General features: G+C 68.8%; 22 protein-coding genes. 12 read left to right on the top strand and 10 right to left on the bottom strand.

What is annotated here, in order from left to right; all coding sequences use genetic code 11:
- Positions 1-93: 93 nt before the first annotated feature.
- Together sepH and NFL01S_RS06815 are read left to right on the top strand one after the other, a co-directional pair.
- Positions 94-1,563: a septation protein SepH gene (gene sepH / locus NFL01S_RS36765; protein ID WP_084492471.1), complete on the top strand. Its 1,470-nt coding sequence runs from the start codon at positions 94-96 to the stop codon at positions 1,561-1,563.
- Between the two features lie 166 nt (positions 1,564-1,729).
- A complete protein-coding gene (locus NFL01S_RS06815; protein WP_062972637.1) occupies positions 1,730-2,518 on the top strand; it encodes a DUF6928 family protein in 789 nt (262 codons plus the stop codon).
- A 39-nt stretch (positions 2,519-2,557) separates the two neighbouring features.
- Here NFL01S_RS06815 and NFL01S_RS06810 read toward each other — a convergent pair whose 3' ends face one another.
- Both NFL01S_RS06810 and NFL01S_RS06805 read right to left on the bottom strand, forming a co-directional pair.
- Positions 2,558-2,863, bottom strand: a complete 306-nt coding sequence (locus NFL01S_RS06810; RefSeq protein ID WP_062972635.1) for a DUF2537 domain-containing protein — start codon at positions 2,861-2,863, stop codon at positions 2,558-2,560.
- Positions 2,860-3,663 (bottom strand): TrmH family RNA methyltransferase, encoded by an 804-nt coding sequence (locus NFL01S_RS06805; RefSeq protein ID WP_062972633.1) that lies wholly within the window; start codon positions 3,661-3,663, stop codon positions 2,860-2,862. The genes NFL01S_RS06810 and NFL01S_RS06805 overlap by 4 nt, the downstream gene beginning before the upstream one ends.
- Before the next feature lie 77 nt (positions 3,664-3,740).
- Here NFL01S_RS06805 and NFL01S_RS06800 point away from each other — a divergent pair, with 77 nt between their 5' ends.
- Positions 3,741-4,157, top strand: a complete 417-nt coding sequence (locus tag NFL01S_RS06800; RefSeq protein ID WP_062972631.1) for a YccF domain-containing protein — start codon at positions 3,741-3,743, stop codon at positions 4,155-4,157.
- Here NFL01S_RS06800 and NFL01S_RS06795 read toward each other — a convergent pair whose 3' ends face one another.
- A complete protein-coding gene (locus tag NFL01S_RS06795) occupies positions 4,158-4,595 on the bottom strand; it encodes an Rv0880 family HTH-type transcriptional regulator (protein WP_062972629.1) in 438 nt (145 codons plus the stop codon). It lies immediately after the preceding gene.
- Positions 4,596-4,655: 60 nt separating this feature from the next.
- Here NFL01S_RS06795 and NFL01S_RS06790 point away from each other — a divergent pair, with 60 nt between their 5' ends.
- Positions 4,656-4,895 carry a DUF2530 domain-containing protein gene (locus NFL01S_RS06790; RefSeq protein WP_062972627.1) on the top strand — a complete coding sequence of 80 codons (240 nt, stop codon included), beginning with the start codon at positions 4,656-4,658 and terminating at the stop codon, positions 4,893-4,895.
- Positions 4,896-5,020: 125 nt separating this feature from the next.
- On the top strand, positions 5,021-5,647 hold the full coding sequence (locus NFL01S_RS06785; RefSeq protein WP_063915882.1) for a TetR/AcrR family transcriptional regulator: 627 nt from the start codon (positions 5,021-5,023) through the stop codon (positions 5,645-5,647).
- Between the two features lie 18 nt (positions 5,648-5,665).
- Here the strand turns inward: NFL01S_RS06785 and NFL01S_RS06780 are convergent, their stop codons facing one another.
- Together NFL01S_RS06780 and NFL01S_RS06775 are read right to left on the bottom strand one after the other, a co-directional pair.
- Positions 5,666-8,488: a sacsin N-terminal ATP-binding-like domain-containing protein gene (locus tag NFL01S_RS06780; protein WP_062972789.1), complete on the bottom strand. Its 2,823-nt coding sequence runs from the start codon at positions 8,486-8,488 to the stop codon at positions 5,666-5,668.
- A 320-nt stretch (positions 8,489-8,808) separates the two neighbouring features.
- A complete protein-coding gene (locus NFL01S_RS06775) occupies positions 8,809-9,831 on the bottom strand; it encodes a DUF3027 domain-containing protein (protein WP_062972625.1) in 1,023 nt (340 codons plus the stop codon).
- Between the two features lie 17 nt (positions 9,832-9,848).
- Between NFL01S_RS06775 and NFL01S_RS06770 the strand changes: the two genes are divergently transcribed.
- The 3 genes from NFL01S_RS06770 (at position 9,849) to NFL01S_RS06760 (ending at position 13,830) form a co-directional block, all read left to right on the top strand.
- Positions 9,849-10,622 carry a glutaminyl-peptide cyclotransferase gene (locus NFL01S_RS06770; protein WP_062972623.1) on the top strand — a complete coding sequence of 258 codons (774 nt, stop codon included), beginning with the start codon at positions 9,849-9,851 and terminating at the stop codon, positions 10,620-10,622.
- A 1,055-nt stretch (positions 10,623-11,677) separates the two neighbouring features.
- Positions 11,678-13,327, top strand: a complete 1,650-nt coding sequence (locus NFL01S_RS06765) for an MFS transporter (RefSeq protein ID WP_157116325.1) — start codon at positions 11,678-11,680, stop codon at positions 13,325-13,327.
- Complete coding sequence (locus NFL01S_RS06760; protein WP_062972621.1) at positions 13,324-13,830, top strand: DUF2771 domain-containing protein; 507 nt, start codon at positions 13,324-13,326, stop codon at positions 13,828-13,830. Before NFL01S_RS06765 ends, NFL01S_RS06760 begins: the two co-directional genes overlap by 4 nt.
- Before the next feature lie 57 nt (positions 13,831-13,887).
- On the opposite strand, the gene NFL01S_RS06755 is transcribed toward NFL01S_RS06760, so the two are convergent.
- On the bottom strand, positions 13,888-14,307 hold the full coding sequence (locus NFL01S_RS06755) for a cold-shock protein (RefSeq protein WP_174555657.1): 420 nt from the start codon (positions 14,305-14,307) through the stop codon (positions 13,888-13,890).
- Positions 14,308-14,513: 206 nt separating this feature from the next.
- On the opposite strand from NFL01S_RS06755, the gene NFL01S_RS06750 reads away from it, so the two are divergent.
- Together NFL01S_RS06750 and NFL01S_RS06745 are read left to right on the top strand one after the other, a co-directional pair.
- Complete coding sequence (locus tag NFL01S_RS06750; protein WP_062972619.1) at positions 14,514-14,762, top strand: hypothetical protein; 249 nt, start codon at positions 14,514-14,516, stop codon at positions 14,760-14,762.
- Positions 14,763-15,140: 378 nt separating this feature from the next.
- Positions 15,141-15,794: a transglycosylase family protein gene (locus NFL01S_RS06745; RefSeq protein WP_062972617.1), complete on the top strand. Its 654-nt coding sequence runs from the start codon at positions 15,141-15,143 to the stop codon at positions 15,792-15,794.
- Positions 15,795-15,867: 73 nt separating this feature from the next.
- On the opposite strand, the gene NFL01S_RS06740 is transcribed toward NFL01S_RS06745, so the two are convergent.
- Entirely contained in the window at positions 15,868-16,056 is a 189-nt protein-coding gene (locus NFL01S_RS06740; RefSeq protein WP_062972615.1) for a hypothetical protein, read from the bottom strand.
- Positions 16,057-16,189: 133 nt separating this feature from the next.
- Here NFL01S_RS06740 and NFL01S_RS06735 point away from each other — a divergent pair, with 133 nt between their 5' ends.
- On the top strand, positions 16,190-18,460 hold the full coding sequence (locus NFL01S_RS06735; RefSeq protein WP_062972613.1) for a helicase-associated domain-containing protein: 2,271 nt from the start codon (positions 16,190-16,192) through the stop codon (positions 18,458-18,460).
- A gap of 10 nt (positions 18,461-18,470) precedes the next feature.
- Here NFL01S_RS06735 and NFL01S_RS06730 read toward each other — a convergent pair whose 3' ends face one another.
- The 3 genes from NFL01S_RS06730 to NFL01S_RS06720 all read right to left on the bottom strand — a co-directional run bounded on the left by NFL01S_RS06730 (position 18,471) and on the right by NFL01S_RS06720 (position 22,400).
- The gene (locus NFL01S_RS06730) at positions 18,471-19,874 is read right to left on the bottom strand and encodes a M1 family metallopeptidase (RefSeq protein ID WP_062972611.1); all 1,404 of its coding nucleotides are present in this window, start codon (positions 19,872-19,874) and stop codon (positions 18,471-18,473) included.
- Positions 19,875-20,021: 147 nt separating this feature from the next.
- Positions 20,022-20,690: a DUF3239 domain-containing protein gene (locus NFL01S_RS06725; RefSeq protein ID WP_062972609.1), complete on the bottom strand. Its 669-nt coding sequence runs from the start codon at positions 20,688-20,690 to the stop codon at positions 20,022-20,024.
- Between the two features lie 39 nt (positions 20,691-20,729).
- The gene (locus NFL01S_RS06720; RefSeq protein WP_062972608.1) at positions 20,730-22,400 is read right to left on the bottom strand and encodes a DNA repair helicase XPB; all 1,671 of its coding nucleotides are present in this window, start codon (positions 22,398-22,400) and stop codon (positions 20,730-20,732) included.
- Between the two features lie 395 nt (positions 22,401-22,795).
- Between NFL01S_RS06720 and NFL01S_RS06715 the strand changes: the two genes are divergently transcribed.
- Positions 22,796-23,440: a LysE family translocator gene (locus NFL01S_RS06715; RefSeq protein WP_062972606.1), complete on the top strand. Its 645-nt coding sequence runs from the start codon at positions 22,796-22,798 to the stop codon at positions 23,438-23,440.
- The last annotated feature ends 70 nt before the right edge of the window (positions 23,441-23,510 follow it).

Genomic DNA, 23,510 nt, shown 5'->3' with positions numbered 1-23,510 from the left:
TCGGTGCCGCGTGTCTTGCCACACGAATCCCAGAAGTGCACTACTGTTCCAGAACGTGGGCGGTATCGCGAGCGACGCGATAAGGAGGTAACGGTGCGTGAACTTCGAGTGATCGGGGTGACGCCCGACTCCGCCCATATCGTGTGCGTCGACACGGAAAGTGGCCAGAAATTCCGGCTTCCCGCCGACGACAAACTCCGTGCCGCGGCCCGCGGCGACCTTGCCCGATTCGGCCAGATAGAGATCGAAATGGAAGCAACTATGCGTCCTCGCGATATCCAGGCTCGAATCCGCGCCGGCGCCTCCGTGGACCAGGTGACCCAGGAATCCGGGATGCCGTTGAGCCGGGTGGAACGTTTCGCCTATCCAGTGCTGCTGGAACGCGCACGGGCCGCCGAACTCGCCCAGAAGGCCCACCCGATCCGGCCCGACGGTCCCGCGGTGGAAATCCTGATCGATGTGGTCACCGCGGCGTTCACCGCCCGCGGTCATACCCTCGACAATGCCGAATGGGATGCCTGGAAAGACGAGAAGGGCTTCTGGGTTGCGCAATTGCAATGGCAGAACGGCCGTTCGGAGATCGCCGCGCATTGGCGTTACCAGCCGGACGCGCACGGCGGCACGGTATCCCCGCTCGACGATCCCGCCACCGATCTGATCGATCCGGATTTCGGCCGGGCGCTGCGCGGACTGGCCTCTATTCTGCCGGTCGAAGCCGAAGCACCGGCCGCCCCGGAACCGGTTGTCGCCGAACCCCGCCGGGAGCCGGCGCGTCCGGCCGCGGTGGACAACTTCTACGAGCAGCGCGCCGTGGCCGCGGGCGGTAGCGCGACGCTGCCCGCTCCGGCCCCGTTGTCGCCCGGGACCGGCCGGCCCACCGGCACGGCCGCCCTGCCCGCGGGTACCGGCGCGGCGAGCGCCGCTCCCCCGCCGGCTCCCGCCGAACCGTATCGGCCGCCGGCAGCGGAGGTGCACCGTCCGCCCGCGGCCCAGGCACCGGTGGCCGCCGCGCCCGTCGACCCTCCCGGTGCCGCCGACTCCGAGCCCGCATCTCCGTATTCCGTAACGGAACCGGAAACGCCGGCGCCCGAACCGGCCGGGCCGGCGCCCGTCGAACCCGAGGCTGCTCCGGCAACCAGCGGATCCGCCCCGGCAACCGGAGATTCCGCCGCGACCACCAGCGATTCGGCCCCGGCGGCCGGTGACCCAGCCGCGACAGCCCCCGGCCCCCCGGCTGTCGCAGACCCCCCGGTCGAAGCCATCCCGCCGGTCGACGCCGCGGAGTCGCCGGCCGAACCCGCCGCGGAGCCGACCACCGGAGACGCTACGACAGGTGCTTCCGAGGCCCCTGCCGCGGAAGCCGGGGAAAACCGGAGCACCGATATCGCCGACCCCGAACCCGCCGAGGCGAAACAAGCCCCCGAGTCCGAGCCGGCCGCCAAACCCGCTGCCAAGAAGGCTCCGGCCAAGGCCACGAAATCCACCTCGCGCAGCAAACGCGGTAAGGCGCCCATGCCGTCGTGGGAGGACGTACTGCTCGGGGTCCGCAGCTCGGGTCACTGAACGGCCGCGCACCGGCGTGTTTCCCGCGACAACAGCCCGATCCACCCGGTCGGGCGAGTAAGTTCCGCTGTACGGCGACACGGTCGATGCCGGGCTGTCCCGATAACGACCGAGGTGCACGCCGAGCAGTTCACGACCCGGTTCGTGCGCTTTCGGAGGTGGGTGGATGCTGTCCAAGATTTCCTCGGTCTGGTACGTCGATACGCCCGACCCGGTCGTGGTCCTGGGTGCCGACCCGGATCCCGACCCGGCTGCGGCCTACGCACTGGCCCGGCAGTTGCATCCCGATCTCGAGGTCGAACCGACCTCATCGGCGACCCTCCGGGACGCCACCGGACCGCGACCCGACGAACTGTTCATCGGCTGCTACCCGGGGCTGAACCTGCTGTGCAGTCCTTATGCCTCCCGGATACATCCGACCGAGATCCCGGATCTGCTCGTACGGCCGCTGGCCGAGGAGCATACGTATCTGGTGTCGTTCGATCTCGAATACGGCTGGGGCTCGTTCGCGCACTGGGAACGCGGCGAATTGCGCCGGGCATTCAGTTCCACTCGTCTCAACATCCTGCAAGACCAGGGTCTGCCGCATATCTGGGAGCGGCCGCACTGGGCCGGTGAACATCCGATCCGCTGGCGGCTGGGCGAACTCCCGGATCCATTGGTGCTGCCGTTCGATCCGCCCGGTTTCGCGGATACGGCGAACTACGAATGGCTCGGATTCCGCTACTTCCCGACGACCGCGGCAGCACCGGAGCAGCCGAGCCCGCAGGATTCCGAGGCGAACCGGCCCACGGTGACCCCCGGCGATATCCGGGTCTGCGGTTTCCGGCTCCACCCCAAAGACGAGGGCACGCACCACGATCCCCGGCCGCCGCGCAACCGTGCCGACCATGAACGCAAGGGTCTGCTGTCCTGGCTGCGCGGCCACGATGCCGCGGTACCCGCCGAGAAGTAACCGCCGCGTTCCGCCGGGAAAGTAACCTCCGCGTTCCGCTCAGAGACCGGCGAGCAACCCGATCCAGCCGAGCAGTACACCGGCACCGGCACCGGCCAGGACCCAGCGGGTCACCGGACGACGCCGCCAGCGCCAGGCGGTGGGCGCGATCCCGACCGCCGCGACCACGTTCACCGCCAGCGAGAACAGCGGGTGCACCTGGGTCAAGGCCGCACCGAAGGCGAACACTCCGACCGCCGTGATCGCCGCGACCAGCGCGGCGACCGTGATCCCCGCCGCCCACGGGGTCGGTTCGCCCGGCGGGCCGGAGTAGCCGCCGTAGCCGGGACGGCCGACGGGGGTCACGAGGCGCGTACCCGCTCGTAGAAGGCCATCGCCGCCGCGGTGGCCACGTTCAGCGAATCGGTACCCGCCGACATCGGGATCCGGGCCCGGATATCCGCCGCTGCCATCGCCTCCTCGGTGAGACCGGGACCTTCGGCGCCGAGCAGCAGCGCCACCCGCGGGCCGGTGAATGCGGCGGCAAGGGGCACGGCCGTGGGATCGGGGCTCAACGCGATCACCTGGAAGCCCCGGCGGCGCAGCACGCCCACACCGTCGGGCCAGTCCGGTATCGGCGCGAAGGGCACCCGCAGTGCATGTCCCATGGATACTCGCACCGACCGGCGGTACAGCGGATCGGCGCAGCCGGGCCCGAACAGTACCGCGTCCACGCCCAGCCCCGCCGCATTGCGGAACATCGCGCCGAGATTCTCGTGATCGTTCACTCCCTCGAGTACGGCGACCGTCGTGGCGCCGGTGAGGAGATCGGTGAAATCGCGGGCCGGCGGCCGGTGGGCCACCGCGAGTACACCTCGGTTCAGGTGGAATCCCACTACCTGCGCCATCACCTCGGCCGGGGCACGATAGAACGGGATATCGAAATCCGCGAGATCGGTGGCGAGTTCCCGGCACCGCTTGTCCACGCCGAGCAAGGCATGCGGCCGGAACGGCGATTCCAGCATGCGCCGGACCACCACGGTCCCCTCCGCGATGACCAGTCCCCGCCCGCCTGGACGGTCGGGTCTGCGGTCCGCTGCCTTCAGATCCCGGAAATCGTCGACGCGCGGATCGGTAGCACTGTCCACATCGAGAACCACGGCCACGCGCCTATCCTGCCAAGCCGCGCCACACGGTCCGCGCTGTGGGTGCGGATATCGCGCCACTCGGGCATGCTTGACGTATGAAGCCGATCCAGTTGCTGCTCAATATTCTCTGGCTGATCCTGTGCGGTTTCTGGATGGCGCTGGGATATTTCGTCGCGGCCCTGATCTGTTTCGTCCTCATCATCACGATCCCGTTCGGGATCGCGGCGATGCGCAACGCCCTCTACATGCTGTGGCCGTTCGGCCGCACCACCGTCGAGAAGCCGGGAGCGGGCGCGGGCGCGCTGCTCGGCAACATCATCTGGTTCGTGGTCGCCGGCTGGTGGCTGGCACTGGGTCATCTCGGCACCAGCATTGCACTCGCCATCACCATCGTCGGAATTCCGTTCGCCTGGGCGAACCTCAAACTCATCCCGTTGGCCTTGTTCCCGCTCGGCCGCGAAATAGTCGACAGCGACCAGCCGTTCGGGGCGGGCTACGGCGCCGCCCGCTGACTATTCGGAGTCGGCGACGATCTGATTGAGGATCGATACGGCCTGTTCGAGTACCGCGAGCTGATCGGGGTTCAGGTCCGCGAGCTGGTCACTCATCCAGGCTTCGCGGGCGCTGCGCTCATCGGCGAGGAGAGCATGCCCGGCATGGGACAGCGAAACGATGATCTGCCGGCCGTCGGTCGGATGCGGGTCGCGGTCCACCAGGCCCAGATCGGTGAGCGAGGCGATCACCCGCGTCATCGACGGGGGCTGGACGCGCTCCTTCGCGGCCAGTGAACCGGGCGTCATGGCACCCTCGCCTGCGAGAGTGGCCAGAACCGAGAGCTGGGTCAGCGATATCTGCGATTCCGCACGCCGTCCCCGTAGATGCCGCGTCAAACGCACCACCGCCAGCGAGAGGTCGCTGGCCAGCGCCCGCACATCCGAGTCCGTATTCACAAAGTGAACCTTACGTGACACGCTGCGAATCGGCGCGCGTACTGCGGTTACGCTGATCGGATGAACGCCCGGCTCCCGCAGTTCCCGTCGTGGCTGACCGACCCCCGCCCGGTGCTCGCGCTGGGCTCCGCATTGTTCGCGATCGCCACTGTCGTCGTCTGGCTCGGCGGCGACCGCTGGGCGACAGCGCGGCCGGTATGCTTGATGGGTCTGGCCGTCGGTCTGCTCGGCTATACGATCTTCGTCATACAGCGCCGGGGCGCCCGCCGCGGCGACAAGGGCGCGCAGACGGGATTGTGATCACCGACCCCGCATAATCCGAGGCAGCAGGGCCGACGGGCTGTCGGTGTGCCGGGGCCCGGACGGGTCTCGCAGAGCGCGACCGAGAATTGACTGTTCGCACCCGGACCGCCAAACTCGCTCGTGTGTCCTCCCGATTGAGCGTCGAAGAACGACGGGCCCACCTTATCGAGGCCGCGATCGGCCTTGCCGAGAAAAAGGGGGTCGCGGGCGTCACCACCCGTGATGTCGCCCAGGCGGCGGGCGTATCGCTAGGTGTGGTGCATTACTGCTTCGAGAACAAAGACGCGCTGATGACCGAGTTGGTCAAGGCGCTGTCGATGGAACTGCGCGATTCGGTGGACGCCAACGAATCCGTCTGGCGGCAGGCCGGTAGCGGCACCACCGCGCTGCGCGATCTGCTGCGCGCCGGGCTGGAACTCATGTGGCTCAATATCGAGGCCACCCCCGAACGTCAGCTGCTCACCTACGAGACCACCACCTACGCCCTACGGGAGGGCGAGCAGACGCCCGCCAAACTGGCGATCGCCCGGGAACAATACGACTTCAACGATTCCACGGTCGCCGATATTCTCGACCATGCCCGCGATGCCACCGGCAGCACCTGGAAGGTTCCGGTGCGTCAGCTGTCGCGGTTCACACTGAGTGTGATCGACGGAATCGTGTTGCGCTGGCTGGTCGACGACGACAGCGAAAGCGTGCGCACCCAGCTCGATCTCCTGGCCGCCGCACTGGCCGAACACGCCGAATAGCAGCACCGGGCCCCATTCTCAGTGCGCCGGACCCGGGCGCAGCACATGCACCGTATCGCCGTCCTGCCACCACGGCACCCGCACCGTCCGCGTCACCGCACCCGAAAGCCGGACCCGTAGGTCGTCGTGCATCCGGAGCGTGCCCGGCTGCGGCCCGAGCGTGAACATCCGGCGCAGCACCACGCCGAGCGGTTCGCGATCCCAGCCGGTTTCGTGGCCCTCGTCGAGCACTTCGGCATGTACCTCTTCCGAGACCGGAGGCAGATCGAGCAGTACCGACAGGTCCGCCGCCGTCTCGGGGTCGGCAACCACCAGCCGGTCCGGGGGGACCGCCAGACCGAACCACGGCTTGTCGAGCACGAGCGCGTCCCCGGCGTCGATCACCGCGCCCGAGAGCGCACGTACCCGGTCGGGCGGGTCCAGGGCGGTGATATCGAGCCGGTGTACCGCCGCGCCGAGCCGGGAGTGCACCCGGGCGACCACTTCCGGAGCCGGTGTCTTCGCCGGGTCCGCCAACGCTTCGAGCAGCGTTGCGGCAAGCGTGAGGTCCAGGGCGGCGAGGGCGGCCAGGCAACCGCCGAGCGCGTCGAGATCCGGGCCGGACAGCCCGGTGATCGGCAGTTCCGGTAGCAGTCCCGCTAGTTCGGTATCGGCCGGATGCCGGTAGCCGCCGAGCGCGACCCCGTCGATCCGCGCGTACCTGCGCAACCACCACGCGGTGTAGCCGTCGGTGTCACCGAGCAGCGGCCGGGTCCGCTCGCCGGACAGCAACCGCCACAGTGCCTCCGGCCAGGCGGCATCGTCCACCAGGTCCAGATCCCGGATCGCGATCAGCTCGGGCGGATCCTCGGAAAGCCCGGCCCACCAGGTCTCCTCGTCGTCGAGATGATGGTCGGGACCGGTGGGGTCGGTTTCGGTGACGATCCCGAAATCCCAGCCGACACCGATCGCCCGTAAGGCCTCGGCGCCGTATTCCTCGGCGGCCTCGGTGGTTACGACCCCGAACGGCGAATCCGGTACCAGCAATTCGATCAGCGGGGCGTCGGGCAGCAGTAGCTCGTCGGCCGGGCGGGTACCGCCCGCGCTGTCCGGTAGTTCGAGCATCCCCAGCCAGGGCGGTAAGGCCGCCCTATCGGCCACCACGGCCGCCAGCCGCAAAACGGATTCGACCGTATCCGGGTCGCCGGGATGATCGGTCAGCTCCGCCTGTAGCGCGGGATCCGACAGCAGATCCGCGGGGGTCGCCCGCCGGGCACCGAGCCGGGCCAGCAGCGGGTGCGCTGCCGCGGGATGCACCAGGCGTGCCCAATGCACGGGTACCGGCTCCGCGAGCGCGGCCAGTTCATCGTCCAACAGCACTGTGCGCGGGCCGGTGACCGTTCGGCCGTCGGCCAGCGGTACCGCGAGGGCACCGAGTTCCTCGACCGCCAACTGGTCGGTGACGAAGGGTTCGAGCGCGGTGTACAGGGCCGACCACCACGACGGCGGCCGATCCAGTCCCGCGGACAGTTCCGCGACCCGCGCCGATCCGATCCGGTGCACTCCCACCGTCGCCAAGACATCGGCATACCGCGGGCCGGACAGGTCGGGAATCAGCAGTGGATCGAGCACATCACCGAGCAGTTCGGCCAGTTCGGCGGTGAGATCGGGGAAAACGCTGGTGCGGCTGGGTGCCGCGACCCGTTCATCGGGTCGGTCCGGAACGCCGGGATCGGCCGCGAAAACCGGAAGCCAGGGATTGTCGCGCAACTCCTCGAGAATCGACTCCCGCAGCAGCCCGTCCACCTCGCTGCGGGCGAATCCCGGGGCCGGGATCAGCAGCGGACGCGAGGCCGGCGGCAACGCACGGGCGAAATCGGCGTACCCGGCGGCCAGTTCACGCAACCGGGCACCGGGCAGCACCCGGCGGCGGTCGGGTTGCATGGGGATATCGGCGATCAGCAGCGCCGGTAACGTCAGTTCCTCGTCCGAACGGGTGGGGGCGCGCAGCACATCGGGTCGCGCGGCGACGGGCCGGCCGTCGCGGACCGGTACCAGCCAGCGCGCCCGCGCCGTCCGATACTCCCACCAGACCTCTTCCGTTCCGGCCACGTCGATCCGGATTTCCCGCAGACCTGTCTCGCCCATAGCCCGGGCCACGGCTCGAACCGCGAAGTCCTCGATCCGGATCTCGCTCAGCGCGGGCAGCTCCAACAGCAGATCCACTGCCTCGGCGCGCATGGCTTCCAGCAGCGCCACCGGATCGACATCCGGTCGCAGCCGCAGCACGATTTCGCTGTCCGCACCGGCACCCGGTGTCGCGGCGTGCGGCCAGGCCAGCCGCAGCACCGGTGGCGTGAAACCGCCCTCCGTCTCCGGAACGGCGATACCCGCGGCTGTGAGCTCGGCCCGGGTCTCCTCCCGGGAGAACCGCAGCGATCCGCTCGTCGACCGGAACTCGATCTCCTCGCTCACCGTGAGCACCGCGGTGAAACCGACCCCGAACCGCCCGACTTCCCCGGTACCCCCGGTTTTCCCGGAGGAACGCAGCGCGGTCAGGGCGTGCACACCCGCCAGGTCGAGCGGGGCGCCGGTATTCGAGAGGGACAGCGTCCGATCAGTGCACCGCACCACGATCCGCCCCGGCACCCCCGCCGCGGCCGCGGCATCTGCGGCGTTCTGCGCCAGTTCGGTGAGCAGCCGGTCGCGGTAACCGGCACGCACCAGGTCGGCTTCGGTCGCCGCGTCCTCCCGCAACCGGGTCGGCGAATCCCGCCAGGCCGCCAGTACGCCGGCGCGCAGCCGCGCGGTGCCGAAGGGGTCGGCGGAGTCGTGCCCCGTGGCAGAAGCCGATCCGCTCATATCGCCCACCGCACCGGTCTCACTCACCGCCACAGCGTACGTCGCCGCGAACCACCGGCCGAACCCACGCCTCAGCCGTTCCGGCCCGGCGCCGGCACGCCCCGCACCCGGCCGACTTGCCCGCCATTACCCCTGTCCCCCAGCACTATTCACCGGTACACGCCGCACGTCCACCCCGGCCGGCCCTGCGGCATCGGTTGCGCCATCGTCAGCGCCAGGAAATCACCCTGCCGAATAAGGGCTCGGAGCCGGCCCCGCGCCGGAGCTCACGTCTCGTATCCCGGTATTCCGCGGGCCGCACCCACAGCGCTTTCCGATATCTACTCAGCGGCTCCCGCGTCCGGGGCAGTCGACGGATCCGTGTCCTCGTTCTCCGGTTCCGGTGCAACGGCGGTGGACGCCGGAGCCGTACCGGCATCGTGCGCCGAACTGCTCGACTGCTCGGGTACGGCGCCGGTCACGTCCCCCGGTCCACCTACCGACTCGGGATCCCGGTGTTCGGTGGTGGAAACCGGCTCGTCTTCCACGGTCGCGTCCGAGGCCGCGGATTGCACGGACGCGGCGGCAGGTGCCGCCCCGGCCTCCGCGGGTTTCGTCGATTCGGCCGGGTAGACCTCGACCGCGGCATCGTCGTAGGCCTCGTACAGCGGCGACCCGGCTCCGGCCGGCAGCGGCGTTTCCGAATGGGCTCCACAGCCGTAACCCATATGCACGACATGGCCGTCGGCACCCATGGCATTGGCGCAGACACCGAAGGCGGCGCGCAGCGCACCGGCCAGCGGTACATAGAAACCGCAGCTCTCACAGGAGGCGGGCGCTGATTTCGCCATATCGCTGTCCGGGCCGTACTCCTCGTACCACCGCTGCGCGGCGTCCACGCGGCCCTCCAGGCTGAGGACCTGTTTGCGCCCCAGCCCGACCTGGTAGGCCATCTCGTCGATCTCCGGATCGCCGGTCGCGGTGTAGCCGGGCACCAGGCGCGGGTCGTCCGCCGGTGGTGCGAGCAGATCCCCGGGGGCCAGATCGCCCGGGCGGACCCGCTGCTCCCACGGCACGAACTCCGGCGCGATCAACGCGTCGGGGCCGGGCAGCAGCGCTGATTCGCTCACCGTGACCCGGTCGGTATCCGGGGCGGAGGCGACCACCACGGCCCATTGCCAGCCGTGGTAGCCGGGGAGAGTTGCCTCGAAGCAGTGCGTGGCGGCACATTCGTCCTCGGCGCGGACGCCGACATGCGCGCCGACCCCGGAGGGTTCCAGCTCCAGGAGCGCACGACGAGCCAGGTCGACGGCCCCCGCCAGAATCGACCGTACGTCGGTGTCCGATACAGATACTGCGCTCACGGTCTACATTTTGCCGTATGAAGCACACTCGGCGTACCTGGGTCGTCACCGCGCTGGTCTGCCTGCTCGTACCGGGCGCCTGCGCAAACGCCGATGATGCCGCTGAGCGCCGCGCTGTCGAAGTACTCACCACTCATCCACACGACCCCGGCGCGTTCACCCAGGGCCTCGAAATCGATGGTGAGGTCCTGTACGAGGGCACCGGTATGGTCGGACAGTCCGATGTGCGCAGTGTCGATCGGAGCAGCGGTGCGGAACTGGCCCGCGTCGAACTGCCACCGCCCTTCTTCGGGGAGGGCATAACCCTCGCCGGTGACACTCTGTGGCAGCTCACCTGGCAGGAGGGCGTTGCCTTCGCCCGCGACCCGCGCACGCTGGCCGAAAAACGGCGGGTCTCGTACCAGGGTGAGGGCTGGGGGCTGTGCCACCAGGACGGACGGCTGGTGATGAGCGACGGATCCGCGACCCTCACCTTCCGCGATCCGGTCACCTTCGCGGTCACGGGTTCGGTCGCGTTGACCAGCCATACCGATACCCGCCTGAACGAACTGGAATGCGCCGAGGACGGTTCGGTCTATGCCAACGCCTGGCCGACCGAGCAGATCCTGCGGATCGATCCGGACGCCGGGCGTGTCCTGTCGGTGATCGATGCCTCCGGACTGCTGCCGGCGGATCGGCGCGCGGGCACCGACGTTCTCAACGGTATCGCGCAGATACCGGGCACCGATCGTTTCCTGATCACCGGAAAGTACTGGCCGACGGCCTTCGAGGTCCGGTTCGTACCGGCCTGATACCGCCCGGCGCGGAAGCGATACAGCGCACTTTCGGCCCGCCCTGAACAGGGCGGGGTTTCGCCGCGGTCGCGGTGGGCCAGAATTGAGGAGTGCCCACTTCCCGCGAGCCCTCCGGTTCCGATCGCGGTCAGTGGCCCGCCGGCGAGTCTCCGCCACCCCAGCGGCATCCAGGTTTCGACCGCTACCCCCCGCCGAACGTGCCACACCGCAATCGCGAACCCGACCCCGGCAACCCCCGGCCCGCCCCGCCGCCGACCCGGCCGCTTCCGCTCGACGACCCCGGCCCCGCGCGTGATCACGGCGGATCGGTGCCGCGCGCGGCCACGCCGGCGTCCGGCGAACCTCCGGCGCCGGGGCGAGTGAGCCGTTTCGCCCGGGTCTTCGGTGCGCTGGGGTCGCGGAGTTCCACGCAGCGCTCCGGCGGGCAAGGGGCCGCCGGGGCCGGTGAAGGCAGCCGGCCCGTATCCAGGCGGGAGAGCGCCGCACCACAACGGGACGGCCGCCGGGATTCCGCCGAACCGCGCCGGTCCCCACCTGCCGCGGCATCCGGCGCCGGTTCCGGCGCACGCGCGGGCCGGCCCGGCGCAGATTCAGACGCTCCGGAGTGGCGGTCGGGCCGGCTCAACGACGCCCAGGGTGCGTGGGCCGCGAATTCCGCGGACCGCGCCGGCCATCGGCATGGAACCGGATCCGAGCCGCGAGCCGGCCAGAACGAGCACTTCGTCGCCGGCTCCACTTCGCGCACACCGGCCGGCTCCGGAACCGGGCGCACACCCGGCCCACTCGATGCCACCGGGCGTGACCGCTGGACACCGCGTGACGCTGAACCCTGGAGTGGGCACAGCCCACTCGATGCCGGCCGGGGTGGCCGCCGGACGGGAGACGCCGGCCCCGCTGGTCCGTCTGATTCTGGATACCGCCCGGGAGACGAGCGCCCGGGCGGACCACACCGGCCCGGCGGCGAGCCCGGCCGCCGCTTCGGTGCCGACGAGTCGACAAGCCGCTTCGATGCGACAGTGCAGCCCGGTGCCGACGCTGTCCCCCCGCCCCCGATGGACCGGGGCAAGTACCGGGCCGAGAAGGGGCGGTCCGCCGGAAACACTCCCGACGGTGATCGCTTGTCTCGGGACGCGGCCGATCCTGCGGCCGACTCGCGGTACGGGCGCGGGCGGCAGTTCCCGGACGAACCCCGGTCCGGCCGCCCTGGAACCGGCGAACCCACGAAGTCGTACCGCATCGGAGACTTCGATGCCGAGGACGACTCCGACGGCCGGCGGCTCCCCCGCAAACTCACCGTCACCCGGGTGGCGGCGATGCGCGGCCGCGAACTCACCGGTAAAGGTATCGCCACCTTCCGGCGTGCCGCGGAAGCCGACGGGGCCGACAAATCGGGGCTCACCGCGCTCACCTACGCCACCATGGCGAATTTCGCGCTCGACGCGGCGATCGCGGTCGCGTTGGCCAATACCTTGTTCTTCGCCAGCGCGACCGCGGAGAGCAAATCGAAGGTCGCGCTGTATCTGCTGATCACCATCGCGCCGTTCGCACTCATCGCGCCCCTCATCGGGCCCGCGCTGGACCGATTGCAGACCGGGCGCCGCTTGGCCCTGGCGGCGTCGTTCGCGGCTCGCGCCGTCGTAGCGGTGGTGTTGATCTTCAGTTTCGACAGCTGGGTGCTCTACCCCTTGGCCCTGTGCATGATGGTGCTCAGCAAATCGTTCGCCGTGTTGAAGAGCGCGGTGACGCCACGGGTGCTACCACCGGATATAGACCTGGTCCGCACCAATTCCCGGCTGACCGTATTCGGTTTGGTCGGCGGCACGTTGGGAGCCGGCGGGATAGCCGGGGCCGTCGCCGCGCTCACCGGTTCGACCGGCGCCTTGATCCTGGCCACCGGTATCGCGGTGGGCGGTGCCTATCTGAGCTGGAAGATTCCGCGCTGGGTGGAGATCACCGAGGGCGAGGTCCCCGCCACCCTGAGCTATCACGGCGACGACCCCCAGACCGAAGTGCTGGAATCCGGCCGCGAATCCGCGGTGCCGCCCCGTAAACGCCGGCAGCCGCTGGGTCGCGCGGTGGTCACCGGGTTGTGGGGCAACGGCAGTATCCGGGTGCTCACCGGGTTCCTGACCTTCTATATCGCCTTCGTCGCCAAGGCCACCGAACACCGGCCGGTGCAGCAGGCGGCAATGCTCGGCTTGGTCGGGGCGGCGGCTGCGGTCGGCAATTTCGCCGGTAACGCCACCGGCGCCCGATTGCGGCTGGGCCGGCCTTCACTGATCGTGGTGAATTGCACGCTGGCCTGCACGGCCGTCGCGTCGGTCGCGCTGATCCTGGACAACTTGCTCGGGGCGGCGCTGGCCGCACTGATCGCGGCGGGTGCCAGTGCGCTGGCCAAGGTTTCGCTCGACGCCTCGATCCAGGACGATCTGCCGCCGGAATCGATCGCGTCCGGGTTCGGCCGCTCGGAAACCGTGCTGCAGCTGAGCTGGGTCGTCGGTGGCGCGGGCGGCGTCCTGCTGCCCACCGATTATTGGAAGGGTTTCGCGGTGGTCAGTGCCGTCCTCGCCGCGGGCCTCGTCCAGACTGTGCTGAGTTCGCGCGGGCACAGCCTGCTGCCCGGTTTCGGCGGCCGCCGCCCGCTGCACGCCGAACAGGAAATACCGCACCACGACCACCCACGAGGAGAAACCGCCCGGTGAGTACGAACAGATTCCGCACGACTCTCGCGCTGGCCCTGGCCGGAATCCTGGTGTTGGTGGCCGGGACCGCCGGTGTGGTCTGGCTGCTGGCGCGCGATGCCGAGCCGCACAAACCGGAGCTCACCGCGTACGCGCACGGTGAAGCCGTCACCGTGCCGCCGTTCTACTTCTGCACGGTGCGGATGGAGAACTGCGAACAGGGCGACACCGTATTCCTGGAGGTTCCGGCGGGTAACCCGCTGCAGATCTCGCTGCCGTCGGAAATCGTGGGCACACCGTGGGAATTGCTACCGCTGTATGCGAACGAGAACGGCGAGGTGGTCGAGAAGCCCAGCAGCTACCGCGACCACCCGGACGGAACCCGGGCGCTGACCGTCGACTCGGACCCCGAACCGGGGCTGGAGCTGATCGGTGTGGAGTTGCAGGTGATGATCATCGCGATCGATGAAACCGGCCGGGAATTCTCGATTCCGCACGCGATCTGGTCGATCAAAACCGCCTGATACGCGTACGGGCCGGTCCGGGAGTCCGGACCGGCCCGCCACCGGTTACTTCTCGGATCAGCGATCGAGTTCCCGCGCGACCGCGCGCACCACCTCGGAGATCCGCTGCGCCGTCTTACGGTCGGGGTAGCGTCCCTTGCGCAGATCCGGCTGCACCTTCGCTTCCAGCAGCGTGATCATGTCCTCGACCATGCCGTGCAGTTCATCCGGGCTGTGTTTGCGGGCCACGGGCTCCCTGCGGGCGTTGCGTTCCTGGTTCTGCCGGACCGACGGCGGCGCTTCGACCAGTTTCAGGCTCAGCGCCTGTGGGCCGCGGCGCCCGGCCGCCATCCCGAACTCCACCCGCTGTCCGGGTTTCAGCGTTTCCACACCCTGGGGCAGCGCAGACGAGCGGACGTAGACGTCCTCACCCTCGTCCTGGGAAAGGAAGCCGAAGCCCTTTTCCACGTCGTACCACTTCACCTTGCCGGTCGGCACTGCGCTCACCCGTTCGTCGTTCGGCACCCGGCCCGCGGGCCCGGCGCACATGTCTGCTGAAACCCGCCGGTGGGCGGGTCCTGGCCTTCTCTCGAAAGCTCTGCCTGCACTCGAAAAACGCGCCCCGCAAGCATGCAGGACGCGAGATCGCCCCCGAGTCTACCCCGGTGGGCAGGACGCCAGCACATCAGTTTTACCGTCGACAGGTGACCAACCCCGCTGATCCCCGGCCGTCCACCCCACCGCCCGGGCGTGCCCCCGGCAACTGGCTCCTGCGGTTGGCGCTGGGCCTGTTCACCCTCGGACTGCTCGCGATCGTGGCGATCTTCCTCACGCCGATCTTCACCGAAGGCAGGCCCGGATTGTGGTTGTACCTGGGCGCCATGGTCCTGACCCCGCTGGGCTTCCTGCTCGCGCTGACATTCGCGCTGTTGTCCGGTCGGCGAGCCAAGTGACTTCCATGCGGTACCCGGGCGGATCGCCCCCCGAAACCGTTATGTGATGATAATCACATAACGGAATAATAACGCCTATTGCGGGGAGTTGACACCCCGCGGCGCGAGCCCACTAGCTGCACAGAGTCTCCGAGAGCCAGTTGTGACCACTCCGCAACCCTGCCGCACACGCCGGTTACCAAAAAGTGATTTTTCGCCGGATCCGTCGTACCGTCTATCCCAGCCGGGCACTCCGGCCCACCGGCCCGCCGCACCGAACCTCGCCCCGCGGGTACCGGACCCCAAGGAAACGACAGGGGCGAGGGCGGGACGGGCACCCTCTCAGCCTGGACCCGAGCGAATCCCTCGCAGGTGCGTACGAGAGGAAGACGAACCCGAATGAGTGGACGCCATCGCAAGCCCACCAATACCGGTCGCACTGTCGCCAAGGTTGCCGTCACCGGCGCCATGATGAGCGGTGCGGGTGCAGCCCTCGCCGGTAACGCCAGCGCGGCACCCGACTCCGACTGGGATCGACTCGCGCAGTGCGAAGCCGGTGGAAACTGGGGCATCAACACCGGCAACGGCTATCACGGCGGACTGCAGTTCTCGCAGAGCACCTGGCAGGCACACGGCGGCGGAGAGTACGCACCGACCGCCAACCAGGCCAGCCGCGAACAGCAGATCGCCGTGGCAGAAAAGGTCCTCGCCTCACAGGGCTGGGGCGCCTGGCCCTCCTGCTCCTCCTCGCTGGGCCTGAGCAGCGGCTCGACCCCGCGCGAAGTGCCCTCCGATACCCCGGCCGTGCAGACCCAGAACCAGAGCACACCGGCCGCCCCCGCTGCCCCGCAGCAGGCCCAGGCCCCGGCCCAGACGCAGACCCAGGAGGTCTACACCGCGGTCGATCGCGCCCTCGCCACTGTCCAGGCGCAGGGTGTTCAGGTCCCCCAGCCCGCGCTGGACCTGTTCGAAGCGGTCAAGGCCGGCACCCCCCAGCTCGATCCCGCACTGCTGGGCTTCTACGAGTCCAACAAGGGCCTGCTGCCGAACTGAGCGGCACAACCCCCTGCTACGAAAGAACCCCGTATCCGAAGTTTCGGATACGGGGTTCTTTCGTTCCGCCCGCTCAGCGGTTGATCACCGTATGCGGGTGCACGTACGGCAGCTGCTCGGCAGCCACCGGGAATTCGGTGTCCTCGCCGAACGGCGAGAGGTTACCGGCACGCGTCGCCGACAGTTCGGTCACGGCGTGCTCACCGTCGGCCACTTCGGGCCAGCCGTTGTCGACGTAGGGTTTCTTCGATTTGTTCACCACGCACTCATTCTGGCATGTCTGCCCCGCAGCCTCGCACGACAACCGCCGTCGACGGGCCGGGTATCGCGCGCTTTGCCCCTGTTCCGGCACACAGGTCGCCGCCGACAGCACGGATAGGCCTAATCTGGACCGGATGACCGGCCCAGACTCGTATACCGCCTGGCTCGGCGGCCGTTCCGATGCCCAACTGGTGGCGCTGCTCGAACGGCGACCCGATCTCGCGGTACCGCTGCCCGCTTCGATGGCGGTGCTCGCCACCCGCGCCGAACAGCGCGCCTCGGTGCTGCGGGCCGCCGACGATCTGGACACAGCGGCCTTCGGGATAGTGGAGGCGCTGGCCGTACACACCTCGGCCGGTAACGAGCCACCGACACGTACGGAGTTGAAACGCGCGCTGCGCGGCCGCGCGAAGGCCGCGACAGTGGACGCGGCGCTCACCGAACTGGCCGACCGGGCCTTGCTCTGGTTCTCCGGCGACCGGGTCCGGCTCGTACCCGCCGTCGCCGAGGCTCTGCCGTGGCCGCTGGGTAGCGGAACCGATACCGATACCCCGGACGAGCAGGAAATCGCCGCAACGCTCGCCGGCCTGCCGCCCGCCGAACGGGCTCTGCTGGACAAACTGGCCGAAACCGGCCCGCGGGGACGCACCCGCGATGCGGCACCCGACGCCCCGGCCGACCGCCCGGTTCCCCGGCTGCTGGAGCGCCGCCTGCTACGGCGGATCGACGACGAGACAGTGGAGCTGCCGCCCGCGGTCGGCCAGTTGCTGCGAGGCGAACCGGTCACCGATCCGCGCCGCCTCACCCCACCTGAACCGGTGGTCACCGTGCATGCCCTCACCGAAGTGGACGGTGTGGGCGCCGGTGAGGTCGGCGAACTCCTGCGGCATTGCGCCGCGATTGTGGAAGTGCTGGGTCAGGCACCCGCCCCCGCGCTGCGCGCCGGTGGCCTCGGGGTGCGGGAAATACGCCGGATCGCCCGTGCCGCCGGTATCGAGGAATCACGCGCAGGGTTGCTGGTGGAATTGCTGGCGGCGGCGAAATTGATCGAGAAGGGTTTTCCCGATCCGCCGCCGGAGGCCGATGCCGACGAATTCTGGGCACCCACACCCGCCGCCGATTCGTGGCTGGAGGCCCCGCCTGCCCGCCGCTGGGTACCGCTGGCCCACAGCTGGCTGGAACTGGACCGCTACCCCTGGATGATCGGCCTGCGCGATGCGGCCGATAAACCGCTGGCGGCGCTCGCACACGAACTACGGGTGCCCTACGCGGTCCGGGAACGCCGGACCGTTCTCGAAGCCCTCGCCGAACAACCCCCGGGTACAGCGATGGCCCCCGCAGATATCGGCCGGCTGCTGGCCTGGCGCGCACCCCGGCGGCGACGACTCTACAAAGGGCAGGTCGTGGACAACACCCTGCGCGAAGCGGCCGCGCTCGGCCTCGTCGGCCGCGGCGCGCTCACCGCCGCGGGACGTGCTCTGCTCATCGAGCCGCTATCGGCCGCCGAAGCCGCACTCGAGGCGGCGCTGCCCGACCCCGTCGATCATGTGCTGGTCCAGGCGGACCTCACGGTGGTGGCACCCGGGCCGCTCACCGCCGAACTACAGCAACGCATCGCCCTGGTTGCCGATGTGGAATCGGCGGGCGCCGCAACGGTCTACCGATTGTCCGAAACCTCACTGCGCCGGGCACTCGATGCGGGACTCACCGCCGCGGAACTGCACCACCTGTTCGAGCGGCATTCCCGCACACCTGTGCCGCAGACACTGACCTACCTCATCGACGATGTGGCACGCCGCCACGGGCGGTTACGCGCCGGGATGGCGCAATCGTTCGTCCGCAGTGAAGATCCCGCGCTGCTGGCCCAGGTACTCGCTTCCCCGGTGGCGGATACGCTGGCGCTACGCGGGATCGCACCGACGGTCGCGATCTCCCAGGCACCATTGGGCGAACTGTTCGAGGAACTCCGCTCGGCCGGGTTCGCGCCCGCCGGCGAGGATTCCTCCGGCGCGATAGTCGATCTGCGGCAACGCGGGGCCCGGATCAATGTGCGTCCCCTGGCGCGGCAGCCGTACCGCCCCGCGCCCCCCACCACGGAACAATTGGAACTCCTGGTCACCGAACTGCGGGCCGGTGAGCGCGCCGCAGGTGCGACATCCGGGAAAACAGTGCGCAGCGACGGCAGTCGCACCAGCACGGCCGCTGCCCTGGCCCTGTTACAACTCGCCGCGCGGGTGCATCGGCAGGTGCATATCGGCTACGTCGACGCGAAAGGCACCGCGATCCAACGGGTGGTCGAACCGGTGCGGGTCGGCAACGGGCAGCTCGAAGCGCTGGACGCGGTCACCGGCGCTGTCCGGCAATTCACGCTGCACCGGATCTCGTCGGTCGCACTGCTCGAATAGCCGTGGCTGCTCAGCCACGCAGACCACCCGGATACAGGAACTGGTCCGGCGGTGGGGTGGTGCCGTGCAGCCAGGCATCGAAGAAACCGGTCAGGTCGACCGGCGATTTCGACTGCATGAAAGCACGGAATTCCGGCATCGAACCGTGCCCGTAGGCATGGGCGCTCACGAATTCCCGTAGAGCCCCGAAGAACACCGCATCGCCCAGCTGTTTACGCAGGGCGTGCAGGAACAACGGGCCACGGTAGTACACCGAGGTAAACATCTTCTCCGGCCCCGGGTCCTGCAGCGGCACCGCCCAGAACTTGGGCTTGTCCATCACCTTTCGGATCGTTTCCCGATATTCGGCGTCCACATCGACGCCCTCCATCCGCTCCGGCCACAGATAGTCGGCGGTATAGCTGGCGAGGCATTCGTTCAGGCAGATATCGGACCAGCTGTACACCGAGACAGAATCACCCCACCACTGATGGGCCACCTCGTGCACCACCGTGTTCAGGTCGGCCCAGTCGGCGTAGACGGGCCGGGTCTGCGTTTCCAGCGAGAACGGTAGCGGGGCGGACAGATAGATACCGCCCGCGTTGTCGAACGGATAAGGACCGTAGAGACTTTCGGTGAAATCGAGCACTTCCGGCAGCCGCTGCTCGTGTGCGCGCAGTTGCTCGGCGCCGGGCGCGAAGGCACTCAGCAGTGGCGTACCGTTCGCGCGCCGCTGCTCCAGATATTCGAATCGGTCGATGGCGACGGTCGTGAGATAGCCGATCACCGGATGCCGCTGTTCCCAACTCACCGTGCGGAATCCATCACGCACCTCGTCGCGCACCCGGGCACCACCGGACATCACCTCCCATTCCGCCGGGACGGTGGCGTGCAGGGTGAAGGTGGCCTTGTCACGAGGGGAATCGTTGAGCGGGTACCAGGTAGCAGCCGAATGGGGTTGTCCCGCCGCAAAAGCGCCACCGGTCGGGGCGTAGGTCCAGCCTTCACCGGCGGTATCGGCGGCGACACCCGCGTACTCGACGGTGACGGTGAAGGGCAGTCCCGGCAGCAGCGGCAGCGCCGGGGTGACGACCAGCTCGTGCGGGTCCTGCCGGACGAAACCGGCGGGCATATTGTTCACCCGGACCGCGCTTACCGGTGGCCCGTCGAAGTCGAGGTTGAATGCGGTGAGCGGCTGGGTGGCATGTGCATCGATACGCGTGGATCCCGTGAGCTGGTGGCCGACCGGATCATACCCCAGTGTGACCTCGTAGTGCCCGACATCGTACCCGCCGTTGCCATCCTGCGGAAAGTACGGATCGCCCAGTCCGTCCGCACCGGCCAGGTTCGCGGATTGGGCATGCCCTACCGCGGGTGTCGGAGACAGACTCGACAGCACGACCACCCCGGCGATCAGCCAGCGGGTGAGTTTCATGCGGTTCCACCTTCCGTGGTTCGGCGTGATCACAGCGACATCCCCGTTCGACGACGTTAGTCGCAGATCCCACCCGATAGACGCATGCGGCCCGGCGCGCTGCCGGTTTCGCCGAATACGGCGCGTACGAGCGTAACCCGCGGCGGATCAGGCGCCGAGCCCCTCCGGTAACTGCCCCGGGTCGAGCAGGAGGCGTTTGGTGGAACTGTGCTGTACCCGATCGGCCAGCGTGAGATTATCGGCGAGCAGCCGCCATTCGATCTCGTCGATTGCCGCGCCGGCCCGCTCGATCACGGCGCCGTCCGGGGTTCCCCAGGCGATCGGCATGGTGTCGACCGGTAGCCAGCGTTCGCCGATCGTGCGTGCGGCCCGGTCGCCGTGGACCGCGATCGCCGGTACTCGCTCGCCCGGCGCGAACCGGTGCCCGGGTAGCCGGCGCACCTTCTTGGTGACCAGCGCGTACCGGGATTCGCCGGTATCACGACGTGCCACATTGACCAGCGCGAGCAATACCGCCCCGCGGGAGTGGAAACCGGAGACGACGGCCGGGATCAACTCACCGTCGGCGTAGAGCCGGGCGATACCGGTGCGGCGCGGCGCCCATAGTGCGACCCACAGCGCTGTCGCGGCGCCCAGCGCGCAGGCCAGTGCCAGGGGATAGGACCAGGCGTGACCCAACCGCACCAGGTACGCGGTGGCGGTCGCGCAGACCAGTGCCGCGATCAGCGCCGCCAGGCGCAGCCGGCGGCGTCTCGCGAACACTTCGTTGACCGCCTGCACATGCCGGCGATCCACTGTGAAGTCGAAGTGCCGCACTTCGCCACTCCTTACGCAGTCGGTCGAATCCGCGGGACCTTACTGGTCGTTCGGCCCGAACGCAGGCCCCAGCAGATCATCGGCATCGGTTATCCGATAGGCATATCCCTGTTCGGCGAGGAAACGTTGCCGGTGCGCGGCATAGTCCGCGTCCAGCGTGTCGCGTGCCACGACGGAGTAGAAATGCGCCTGACCGCCGTCCTGTTTGGGCCGCAGCAACCGGCCCAGCCGCTGGGCTTCCTCCTGGCGGGAGCCGAATGTCCCCGAAACCTGCACGGCCACCGAGGCTTCCGGGAGATCGATGGAGAAGTTCGCCACCTTGCTCACCACGAGAACCGGAATCTCCCCGAGGCGGAACGCCTCGAACAACGCCTCGCGTTCCTTGTTCTTCGTGGACCCTTGGATCACCGGGGCGTCCAGGGCGGCACCCAGTTCGTCGAGCTGATCCAGATAGGCACCGATCACCAGTGTGGGGGCGTCACGATGCCGATCGAGGACGGATTTCACCACCGCGATCTTGGTGTGCGCGGTGGAGCACAATTTGTAGCGCTCCTCCGGTTCGGCAGTGGCGTAGGACATCCGCTCGGCATCGGTCAAGGTGACTCGCACCTCGATACATTCGGCCGGCGCAATCCAGCCCTGGGCCTCGATATCCTTCCACGGCGCGTCATAGCGTTTCGGCCCGATCAGCGAGAACACGTCGCCTTCGCGGCCGTCCTCGCGGACCAGTGTCGCGGTGAGGCCGAGCCGGCGCCGCGACTGCAGATCGGCCGTCATCCGGAACACCGGGGCGGGCAGCAGATGAACCTCGTCGTAGATCACCAGACCCCAATCACGGCTGTCGAAGAGTTCGAGATGCTTGTACTCGCCCTTCGATTTACGGGTGATCACTTGGTAGGTGGCGATGGTGACCGGCCGGATCTCCTTGCGTTCGCCCGAGTACTCGCCGATCTCCTCATCGGTGAGCGAGGTCCGCGCCAGCAGTTCGCGCCGCCACTGCCGGCCCGCGACGGTATTGGTGACCAGGATCAGGGTGGTGGCCTTGGCCCGGGCCATGGCGGCCGCGCCGACCATGGTCTTCCCGGCACCGCAGGGCAGCACCACCACGCCGGACCCACCGGCCCAGAAAGAATCGGCGGCCATCTCCTGGTAGTCGCGTAAGTGCCAGCCGTCGCCGTGATAGTCGAGATCGATGGCATGGGCCTCACCGTCGACGTAGCCGGCCAGGTCCTCCGCCGGCCACCCGATCTTGAGCAACTGCTGTTTGATATGCCCGCGTTCGGAGGGATGCACGACCACCGTGTCGTCGTCGAGACGGTCGCCGAGCATCGGGGCGATCTTCTTGTGCCGGAGCACCTCGGCCAGCACCGCCGAATCCAGGCTCACCAGAGTGAGCCCGTGCGCGGGATGTTTGACCAGCTGCAACCGCCCGTAACGGGCCATCGTATCGACGATATCGACCAGCAGCGGCTGCGGAACCGGGTACCGGGAGTGGCTGACCAGTGCATCCACCACCTGCTCCGCGTCATGCCCCGCGGCGCGCGCGTTCCACAGGGCCAGCGGGGTGATGCGATAGGTGTGCACATGCTCGGGCGCGCGCTCCAGTTCGGCGAACGGGGCAATCGCCTGCCGCGCCACACCCGCGAGCTCGTGATCGACCTCCAGCAGCACCGTTTTGTCGCTTTGTACGATCAGTGGCCCATCCGCCACGGGGCCCTCCTCACCTCGACTTCTGCCCATTGTCCCCGAAGCCACCGACAACGCCGGGTGAGGAAGCCGACAGCGCGCCGGGGCCGGGCACGACCGGCAATCCCACCGGCTCCGCGCCCGCCCGGCAAACACCCCCGTAACCGCCGGTCGAGCCCGTACACCCGCGACCGGGCGAGAGGCGTGCATTGTCACCGTATCGTCGCGCCGGTCCGTGTCCGGGTGTCCAGCGCCGAATCAGCCGCGGCGTCGAAGCCGTGATCGGCCGCGTGGCCGGACTCGGAGCCTCGGCGGCGCGGCGCATCCGGACCTCCGATCGGGAGCAGATGCGACCCCGCCCGGCCAGTAGGCACCGACTGGACCGAGACAAGGCCACATATCGTCGCAAGTATCACTGCATGATCGAAATCTCGGCGGTGGCCGGTGTCGCGGTGGCGGCACTCGGGTTGGTGCTCACACCCGGCCCGAACATGATGTACCTGGTCTCGCGCACGATATCGCAGGGGCGCGCCGCCGGCCTGATCTCTCTGGCCGGAGTGGCCGCAGGGTTCGCGGTGTACCTCACTGCTGCCGCCACCGGGATCACGGCGGTATTCGTGCTGGTCCCCGAGCTGTATACGGCGCTGAAGATCGCCGGCGCCGGTTATCTGCTGTGGCTGGCGTGGCAGACGCTGCGGCCGGGCGGTACGTCGGTGTTCGCGCCCGCCGACCTCCCTCGCGACCGGCCGGGCCGCCTGTTCACCATGGGCCTGGTGACCAATCTGCTCAATCCGAAGATCGCGGTGATGTACCTGGCGTTGATCCCGCAGTTCGTCGCACCGGCGGCCGGTCCGGTGTGGTTGCAGAGCCTGTGCCTGGGTGGGGTGCAGATCGCGGTGGCGCTGGCGGTGAACGCGCTCATCGTGTGCACGGCCGCTACGGTGAGCCGTTTCCTGACAGGCCGGCGGCTGTGGTTGCGGGTGCAGCGACTGTTGATGGGCACGGTACTGGGCGGTATGGCAGCACTGCTGCTCACCGACCGGACCCGGCCGGTACCCGCCTGAACCGAACCTCGCCGGGTCGTATGCGCCGTTCCGGCGGCAGCATCCGACCTCGGTGATCGCCGGCGCGGGA

This window comes from Nocardia flavorosea NBRC 108225 (genome assembly GCF_001613385.1).
GTDB lineage: Bacteria > Actinomycetota > Actinomycetes > Mycobacteriales > Mycobacteriaceae > Nocardia > Nocardia flavorosea.
Note: the sequence above shows the minus strand (reverse complement) of the source record. Positions and strands in the feature narration are given on the sequence as shown.